We start from the raw sequence: 1,446 nt of genomic DNA, 5'->3' as shown, positions 1-1,446 counted from the left end.
CAGCGTGGGCAGCCGATGTGAGAGCGACAGCCCGGGCGCCTCGACCGAAGCCTGGCCGGGCAACGGTCGTGAGTCAATGAAACAAGTAGCCGATGTGAGCGCGTTCGCTGCTGTTCCCCTACGAGTGTTACTGGAGCAGGTTGAGCTGAGACTGCTCGCCTGACTGGCAGCGCGGATGTCACTCACCGGATGTCAGTTACGCGCCGAGGTGGCTGGCCCAGCAAGATGACCTCCGAGAAGATCGCGGTAGCCCGCAGGTGTACACCTCCGAGAAGTGCACCGTCGACGTGGGGCACTCGTCGTCCTCTCGAAGTCAGACAACGGCAGGCGCGACACCTGACGTGCGCGCCTGCCGCATTGTGCACTTTTAGTCTTTCGGTGCGACCCGGATGCGGTTCCCGTCAGGGTCGGCTGCGAGGAAGGTCAGTCCGAACCCCGCATCGTGCGGCTCGTGCAGGATCGTGACGCCCTTGGACTGCCACTGCTTGAAGATTGCGGTGATCTCGTCGGGTCGTCCACCTTCGATGGCCAGGCAAACCTCACTGGTACGCGGTACGTCGGGCGACAGGTCCTCGAACTGGCCGGACCACAGAGCGAGGTCAGCGCCTGGCCCGAGGTCGAAGGTGATGTATCCCGAAGTCTCGAACGAAGGGCTCATGCCGAGGAGGTCGCCGTAGAAACGAGCTGCGGCGGGAGCGTCGTTCACATAGACGATGGACACGACGGATGTGGTCATGGTTGTTCCTTCTCACAGGTGGCAGGTACGCATCCACCAGCCTGGCCGGAATATGCGCCGCATCATGTCGCAATTTCTTGAGAAACTTGGTGTGTGACCCCGGACCGTTTCTTCGCCCTGATGCTGCTTCTCGAATCGAGGGATGGCGCGACCACACAGGAACTTGCCTCGGCGCTCGGGGTTTCCCTTCGAACCATCACCCGGGACCTGAACTGGCTCCGTGACGCCGGTCTGCCGGTGACCGCGCACCGGGGCCGCCTCGGTGGCGTGGCCATGCTGCCCGGGTCCGGGCTCGACCTCACGCGACTCACGCCTGGCGAGCGTGATCATCTCTCACTCATCGGGCTGGATGAGAAGCAGCGCGCGGAGCTCAACGCATCGGTCGAAACCCGGCGCGCGCTCGCCAAGATCGCCGCTACACAGTCACGTCGAGTTGATGAGCTCCTGCCGCTCACCGATGTCGTGCACGTGGACAGCCGTCCCTGGCTCCAGTCGCGAGCTTCCGGCACGACTCCGGCTTCGCTGATCGGATCGGTGCGGCGAGGTCGCCGGCTACGGATCGTGTACGACAGTCCACGCGAGCCATGCCCACGTGACGTGGTCGTGGATCCCTACCTTGGTCTTTAACCTGCGGGGCGGTGACATCAACCCCGGCTGATCATGGGAACAGCCCTTGATCGATCATTCCTCTTGTCTAGGGAAGAAGATCA

Annotated in this window: 2 protein-coding genes; one reads left to right on the top strand and one right to left on the bottom strand. The window is 63.1% G+C overall.

Going from position 1 to position 1,446, the window contains the following annotated elements; all coding sequences use genetic code 11:
* Positions 1-367: 367 nt before the first annotated feature.
* Entirely contained in the window at positions 368-736 is a 369-nt protein-coding gene (locus tag AB0C02_RS33580) for a VOC family protein (RefSeq protein ID WP_357553241.1), read from the bottom strand.
* Between the two features lie 93 nt (positions 737-829).
* Between AB0C02_RS33580 and AB0C02_RS33575 the strand changes: the two genes are divergently transcribed.
* The gene (locus AB0C02_RS33575) at positions 830-1,363 is read left to right on the top strand and encodes an HTH domain-containing protein (RefSeq protein ID WP_357553240.1); all 534 of its coding nucleotides are present in this window, start codon (positions 830-832) and stop codon (positions 1,361-1,363) included.
* Positions 1,364-1,446 lie beyond the last annotated feature (83 nt).

The sequence above is a fragment of the Micromonospora sp. NPDC048999 genome (assembly GCF_040649295.1).
Classification (GTDB): domain Bacteria; phylum Actinomycetota; class Actinomycetes; order Mycobacteriales; family Micromonosporaceae; genus Micromonospora.
Note: the sequence above shows the minus strand (reverse complement) of the source record. Positions and strands in the feature narration are given on the sequence as shown.